Raw genomic sequence first — 6,915 nt, 5'->3', positions numbered from 1 at the left:
CCTCGGAGACCGCGCGGATCGTGTAGGGGAACTGCTCGGGCGCCGGCAGGATCGGACGCATCGCGCGCCAGGCCAGCTTGCCGTGACCGATTTCGCGGCGACCGGGCGAACCCATGCGGCCGGTCTCGCCAACCGAGTATGGCGGGAAGTTGTAATGGAGCAGGAAACGCTCCTTGTAGGTCCCCGTCAGGGCATCGACGAACTGCTCGTCCTCGCCGGTTCCCAGCGTGGCGATGACCAGCGCCTGGGTCTCGCCGCGGGTGAACAGCGCCGAGCCGTGCGTGCGCGGCAGAATACCGGCCTCGGCGACGATGGTGCGGACCGTCTTCAGGTCGCGCCCGTCGATACGGCTGCCGGTATCGAGGATGTTCCAGCGGACGATCTTGGCCTGCAGCGACTTGAAGACCGCGCCGACCTCTTCCTTGGAATATCTGGTCTCTTCGGCGCCCTCGGGGAGGAAATGCGCGGTCACCTTCGCCTTGACGGCGTCGACGGCCTCGTAGCGCGCCTGCTTGTCGGTGATCTTGTAGGCCTCGCGCAGATCGTGCTCGGCGAGCTGCAGCATTTCGCCTTCGAGGGCGGAATGGTCGGCGACAACGTGCTCGCGCGGCTCCTTGGCGGCGTGCTCGGCCAGCTTGATGATGGCGTCGATCACCGGCTGCATGCCGCGATGGCCGAACATGACGGCGCCGAGCATGACGTCCTCGGACAGCTCATGGGCTTCCGATTCCACCATCAGCACGGCGGATTCGGTGCCGGCGACGAGGAGGTCGAGCTTGGATTCGATCATCTCGTCGACATGCGGGTTCAGCTTGTACTCGCCGTCGATATAGCCGACGCGGGCGCCGCCGATCGGTCCCATGAAGGGGACGCCGGAGAGCGTCAGCGCCGCCGAGGCCGCGACCATCGCGACCACGTCGGGATCATTCTCCAGATCATGCTGGAGAACGGTGAGGACGACCTGGGTCTCGTTCTTGTAGCCGGCGGCGAAGAGCGGCCGGATCGGACGGTCGATCAGACGGGAAACCAGCGTCTCCTTTTCCGAGGGACGGCCCTCGCGCTTGAAGAAGCCGCCCGGGATCTTGCCGGCCGCGAAGGTCTTTTCCTGGTAGTTGACAGTCAGCGGAAAGAAGTCGAGCCCCGGCTTGGGCTGCTTGGCCGAGACGACCGTCGCCAGCACGGTGGTCTCACCGTAGGTGGCGAGGACGGCGCCGTCGGCCTGACGGGCGATCTTGCCGGTTTCCAGGGTGAGCGGACGTCCCGCCCAGTCGATTTCCACCTTGTGGGTGTTGAACATGTTCTTGCCTTTTCATCCTGCGCTCCGTGAGCACCATCCAAGGTGCCGGAGGGCGGAGCGCGTTTCGTGACCGAAACGCGTCATGGGCAAGACGACGAGAGGCTTCGAGGCGGTGAAAGCGCCGGGCCGAGACGCCAGGTTCTTGCCTGGCGGCGGCCGTTCCGGAAGCATCCGGTAATCCTGCCCCATGACCGCTCGGGTGGTCGGGTTCTCGCGAACTGGTCGCGAAACCCGGGGCTGGTGTGGCCCGCCGGTTCGTGGGGGCCGAAATGCGACCGGCGGGCCGAAGGGGTCGCCCCTCCGCGGTCCGCCGGGTATGCGATCTTAGCGGCGCAGTCCGAGACGACCGATCAGATTCTGATAGCGCTCTTCTTCCTTCGACTTCACATAGTCGAGGAGACGGCGGCGCTGGGAGACCATCTTCAGAAGGCCACGACGCGAGTGGTTGTCCTTCTTGTGGCCCTTGAAATGCTCGGTGAGGTTCATGATCCGCTCGGTCAGGATCGCGACCTGGACTTCCGGCGAACCGGTGTCGCCTTCCTTGGTCGCGTATTCCTTCATGAGCTCGGCCTTGCGCTCAAGCGTAATCGACATCGAAATCCCTTTCCTGGAAATCTTGAGGGTTGGGTCGCCCGTGGCCGGGATGTCGTCCAGCCAGGGCCGTTCACTAGAGCGCCGTGAGTCCATTCGGACCCGCAAAGGAGCTCCAACACTTTTGATTGCGCATCGGATCGATCCAAAAACCGGATTCCACTCTTTGGTCCGATGCCCAGCGGGACGGGACAAGCCGGTCGGCGCTGCGGCGCATATAGGCCAATTCCACAAGGAAAGCTAGCCTTGCGGCGCCGGGGACGCCCCCCGCCGCTCACAGCCAGCGGCGGCGGCGGAAATAAGCCAGCAGACCGGCCGCGATCGCCGCCATCACGCCCAGCGCCAGCGGATACCCGTAGGGCGATTGGGTCAGCGGCATGTTCCACCGGGATAGCTCGGGATTGAAGTTCATGCCCCAGACGCCGGCGAGAAACCCGAGCGGAATGAAGATGGTCGAGATGATCGTCAACAGGTTGATGACTTCGTTGGTCTTGGCCGCTGACAGCGTCATGTGCAGGTCGATCAGTCCGGACGCCGTGTCGCGATAGGTATCGTTCGTGTCGATCAGCTGATCGACATGGTCCTGGACATCCCCGAAATAGGCCTTGGTCTCGGCATGCAGCCAGGGCCGATCCAATCGCAGGAGCGTGCCGAGAGCATCGCGCGTCGGCCGCAGCCACCGTTTCAGCCCCAGCATCTCCCGGCGCACCGCATGGAGTTCGGGCACCTGATCCTCGTCCACGGTGGCGAGGATGTCGTCCTCGAGGCCCTCGATCCGGGCGACCTGCGACTCCACGACCGGGAAATAGGCGTCGACCACCGCGTCGATCAGCGCATAGGCGAGGTAGTCCGCCCGCCCCGCATGCAGCCGCGGGGCGCCCTTGGCGATGCGCTCACGAACCGGCGCGAAACTGTCGCCCGGACGTTCCTGAAAGGTGAGCACGAAGCCATCGCCGAAGAATACCGACAATTGCTCGCCATCGCCGGCCCGGTCCAGCATGCGCATGACGAAAAAGGCGTGGTCTGCCTGGATCTCGCATTTCGGCCGCTGATCGGTGGTGACAACGTCTTCCAAGGCCAGCGGGTGAAGACTGAACTCCGCGCCGATGCGCCGGATCGCTTCGATATCGGCGAGGCCGGAGCAATCCAGCCAGAACAGGGGCCAGGCGGCCCGTCGCGCCAGCGCGTCGTCGAGGGAGACGCCCTGATGGTATTCGCCGCGGCCGCCGCCGATGCCGATGACGCTGAAGACCGAGGCTTCCGCCTGCGGATCGGCGACCAGGACGCCCGGCGCGGCGCCGATCGCCGCGGCGCGCTTGATCACCTCTTTCCGGCGTTTCTTTTGCCGGCGACCGGGAATGCTCACCATGACCGCATGCTTTCCGTTTTATGCCCCAGCCAGCCCGTCCCACGACAGGACATGGCTCAGCAGGACGACATAAGGCGCAAGCAACGGATCGGAAGCGTTGGAGGGGTGGAGAGGCGGCGGGGCGCCTCCGTCACGATGACACCGGATCCATTCGATCCGATGTCATGACCATGATCGGTCCCAGCCCGTCAGCGTGGAAGACGGGCGGAATACCGGTTTCCCCTTTAGCGCATTCCGCGCTATGCGGCCCGCCGAGCCCCCCTAGGGAGCGACTGCTCGGCCAGCTTGAACCGCGACAGGATGTCGTTGAGCGACGACGCCTCGGTCGCCAGCCCATGACTTGCGGCCGTCGACTGTTCGGCCACGGCCGCGTTCTGCTGCGTTCCCTGATCGATCGAGTGCAGCGCCGTGTTGATCTCCTGCAGCCCGACAGCCTGCTCACGCGCGGTCGTGACGATGGACGCGACGTGATCGTCGATCTCGCGGACCTCCGCCACGATCGCCTCGAGCGCTTCGCCGGTCTCTCCGACAAGGGCGACGCCGTTGCCGACTTCGCCTTGCGAGGTTGCAATCAGTTCCTTGATCTGCTGAGCGGCTTCGGTCGAACGCTGGGCCAGTTCGCGCACTTCCTGGGCGACGACGGCGAAGCCCCTGCCGGCCTCGCCGACACGGGCCGCCTCGACACCTGCGTTGAGTGCCAGAAGGTTGGTCTGGAAGGCGATCTCGTCGATGACGCCGATGATATTGCCGATCTCCCGCGACGATGTCTCGATACGCCCCATGGCGGTGACAGCCTTGCGCACCACTTCACCGGACTGTTCGGCCTGACCCTTGGTCCGCGAGGTCAGATCTCCGGCGTTTTTCGCTCGGGTCGACAGGTCCTTGATCGCCTCATTGATTTCCTGGAAGGCGGCAGTGGTTTCTTCTACCGAAGCCGCCTGCTGCTCGGTGCGGCTGGCCATATTGTCGGCCGCACCGCGAATTTCCTCGGCTCCGACATGCACGGCCCTGGCGCTGCTCCCCACAGCAGCGAGCGTCGCATCCAGCTGCGCGACCGCTTCGTTGAAATCCGTTCGCAGCTGCTCGAATTCGCCGGAGAAGGCGGCCTCGATCCGGTGGCAGAGATTGCCGGAGGCCAGTTCCCGCAGGCCGGAACCAAGCTCGCCGACGACGACGGCGAGCCTTTCACTTTCGGCGGTCGCCCGTTTGGCGTCGGCGGCTTGCCGAGCGCTATCGCTTGCATGACGGCCGGCTTCGAGCGCGGCGTCCTGCGCGCTTTTTTCCCGCAGGGCCTCGCGAAGGGTCACCACCGAGCCCGCCATGGCGCCGACCTCGTTGCGCTGGCTCGATGTCGAATTCACCATCGGCCATCCTACGCAGCAGGCCGGACAGGCCGGAGATCGGCCGGACGATGCTGCGGACGACAAGGACGATCGACAGGGCGATCGCCGCGAACAGTCCGAGCGCGATGGCGGCAACAATCGTCAGCTGCGTCTCCGCCGCGCTGCTCGCCGCCGCCGCGTCCGCAATGATCCGGTCGGAGACCGCCGCTCCCATCGCGCCGAGGGTTCCCAGCCATTCGGTCATCGCAGCGAACCACGTCCCCGCGTCCAGCGAGGACAGTTTTCCGTAATTTCCTCCGTCCAGGATCGCCAGACGCATCGCTTCCACATCGGCGCCGGCCCCATCGCCGTACAAGACCCGGCTCGTCGCCGAAACATCATCGGAAGCGAGATCGAAAAAGCGTGCGATCAACGCTTCCTGGGCGCCCTTCTTGGCGGCAAAGGCCTCGAATGCGGGAAGCGAGAACGTGCCGGCGGCAATGCCGCCCGCTCCCATGCCGCGCTCCACCCCGGCGATTTCCTTGGCTCCCATGATATCGACATAGGCGGCAAGATTCATCGCGGTATCGCGGTTTTCGGTCGCCTTGACGATGCCGCCGCCGATTCGGCTCAGATCGGCGATCGCGCCGGTGTAGTAGCCAAGCGCGTCGCCGGTCGAGATCGCGAAGCTGTCGATCGTGCCGCGAACGGCCTCAAGCCGCCGCAAGGCTTCGCCGGCATTCGCCAGGGCCTTGGTGATCTCGGCATTGCCAACCGGGCCGAGGGCCTCACCGACCGATTGCAGATCGGCGATACGCTGATCCGTGGCGACCCGCGCCTTGGCCAGGGAATCGCCCATCTGGGCACCCTTGGAGCCGATGAACCCGGCCGAATTGCCGCGCTCGACCTGGAGAACGTGGACGATATCGTAGACAGTCCGCATCTCGCGAGCGAATATCTCGGTCTGCTGGGCCGCCTTGGATTCGCGCCAGAGCGTGCTGACCTGAATCGCCTCGTAGACCGACAGGGCCAGCAGCGGCAGAAAAACCGCGGCGATGATTCGGGTCGAGAATTTGATGTTGCTGAGCGACATGACGTCCTTCCACCGGCAGTAATCCGCAGCGGAAGCAATCGGAGAACGGCAACATGCCGTATGTCAGCTCGTGCGGCTCCGTTAACGAATAGCGATCGCGCGTAAATTTTTTGTTGCACTGCGCAACATTACCCCAACACGAGCCGTCGAAGAGGGAACTGTCGCACCGGCCGGCTTACCCGAAGCTATGGATCCGGTCGCGCGCCGGGTCCGCTTGCCTGCCTCAGCCCTTGCCGCCGAAGACCCGCTTCGGCTTGAACGACCCCTCCTCGATCGCGCCAAGCGCGACGAGACGGCCATGGCCGGTCGCATAGGCCTCATCGCAGAAGGCCGGCGCGTCACGGCCGCGCAGCAGAACGGCGTTGCCCGAGAGAACCCGGCCCGCCTGTTCGTCGCTCAGCGCCACTTCGTAAAGCTCGGCGAGCGCCACTTCCGGCGCCACGAGGTATTCGTCGAGCGGCTCGAAATCGACGACCCGCGCCTTGGCGCCGGCCTCGAGAGCTTCCGCATCCAGCTCCTCGCGTCCCTCTTCGGCGGCCGCCTCCAATTCGTCCAGCGGCACCAGATCATCCTCGCCGAACGCGCCGACGGATACGCGGCGCAAATCGATCACATGGCCGTAACAACCAAGGTCGCGGCCGAGATCGCGCGCGATCGCGCGCACATAGGTGCCCTTGCCGCATTCCGCTTCGAAGACGGTCGTGGCGGCATCGGGGCAGTCGACGATGTCCAGCCGATGCACGAGCACGGTCCGCGCCGCGATCTCCACCGTCTCGCCCTCGCGGGCAAGGTCGTAGGCCCGCTCGCCGGCGATCTTGATGGCCGAGAAGCTCGGCGGCACCTGTTCGATCTCGCCGGTATAGTCGGCCAGACGCGCCTCGATCTCGGCCTCGGACGGACGCGTCTCGGAGGAGTGAACCACCGGCCCCTCGGTATCGTCCGTCGTGGTTTCGGCGCCCCAGCGAACGGTGAAGCGATAGACCTTGCGCCCGTCCATGACGAAAGGCACGGTCTTGGTCGCGTCGCCGAACGCGATCGGCAACATGCCGGAGGCGAGCGGATCGAGCGTGCCGGCATGGCCGGCCTTCTGCGCGAAATACAGCCATTTCAGCTTCGACACCGCTTCGGTCGAGCCCATGCCCTTCGGCTTGTCGAGAATGATCCAGCCATTGATCGGCCGGCCCTTCGGCTTCTTGCCCCGGCGCGCCATCAGCCACGGTCCTCGTCGTCTTCACCGTCGAGG

5 protein-coding genes and 1 pseudogene are annotated in these 6,915 nt (G+C 65.3%); all 6 read right to left on the bottom strand.

Annotated features, from left to right (window positions below; all coding sequences use genetic code 11):
• Window positions 1-1,297 (bottom strand): polyribonucleotide nucleotidyltransferase (gene pnp / locus MJ956_RS02165; RefSeq protein WP_253962842.1); only part of this gene is annotated, 1,297 nt, incomplete at its 3' end.
• Between the two features lie 324 nt (window positions 1,298-1,621).
• Window positions 1,622-1,891 carry a 30S ribosomal protein S15 gene (rpsO, locus tag MJ956_RS02160; RefSeq protein WP_253962841.1) on the bottom strand — a complete coding sequence of 90 codons (270 nt, stop codon included), beginning with the start codon at window positions 1,889-1,891 and terminating at the stop codon, window positions 1,622-1,624.
• A gap of 271 nt (window positions 1,892-2,162) precedes the next feature.
• A complete protein-coding gene (gene corA / locus MJ956_RS02155) occupies window positions 2,163-3,257 on the bottom strand; it encodes a magnesium/cobalt transporter CorA (RefSeq protein ID WP_253962840.1) in 1,095 nt (364 codons plus the stop codon).
• A gap of 239 nt (window positions 3,258-3,496) precedes the next feature.
• Window positions 3,497-4,369, bottom strand: a pseudogene (locus MJ956_RS02150) (methyl-accepting chemotaxis protein); the annotation flags it as partial.
• 118 nt (window positions 4,370-4,487) lie between these two features.
• The gene (locus tag MJ956_RS02145; RefSeq protein WP_253962839.1) at window positions 4,488-5,672 is read right to left on the bottom strand and encodes a nitrate- and nitrite sensing domain-containing protein; all 1,185 of its coding nucleotides are present in this window, start codon (window positions 5,670-5,672) and stop codon (window positions 4,488-4,490) included.
• A gap of 223 nt (window positions 5,673-5,895) precedes the next feature.
• Window positions 5,896-6,882, bottom strand: a complete 987-nt coding sequence (gene truB / locus MJ956_RS02140) for a tRNA pseudouridine(55) synthase TruB (RefSeq protein WP_253962838.1) — start codon at window positions 6,880-6,882, stop codon at window positions 5,896-5,898.
• Window positions 6,883-6,915: the final 33 nt, after the last annotated feature.

The organism is Aurantimonas marianensis, assembly GCF_024195285.1.
In the GTDB taxonomy this organism is placed as follows: domain Bacteria; phylum Pseudomonadota; class Alphaproteobacteria; order Rhizobiales; family Rhizobiaceae; genus Aurantimonas; species Aurantimonas marianensis.
This window is presented reverse-complemented; position numbering and strand designations above follow the sequence as displayed.

Coding starts and splice junctions, on each gene's coding strand:
- truB (WP_253962838.1), bottom strand. CDS start 6,882: ATGGCGCGCCGGGGCAAGAAGCCGAAGGGCCGGCCGATCAATGGCTGG.
- rpsO (WP_253962841.1), bottom strand. CDS start 1,891: ATGTCGATTACGCTTGAGCGCAAGGCCGAGCTCATGAAGGAATACGCG.
- MJ956_RS02145 (WP_253962839.1), bottom strand. CDS start 5,672: ATGTCGCTCAGCAACATCAAATTCTCGACCCGAATCATCGCCGCGGTT.
- corA (WP_253962840.1), bottom strand. CDS start 3,257: ATGGTGAGCATTCCCGGTCGCCGGCAAAAGAAACGCCGGAAAGAGGTG.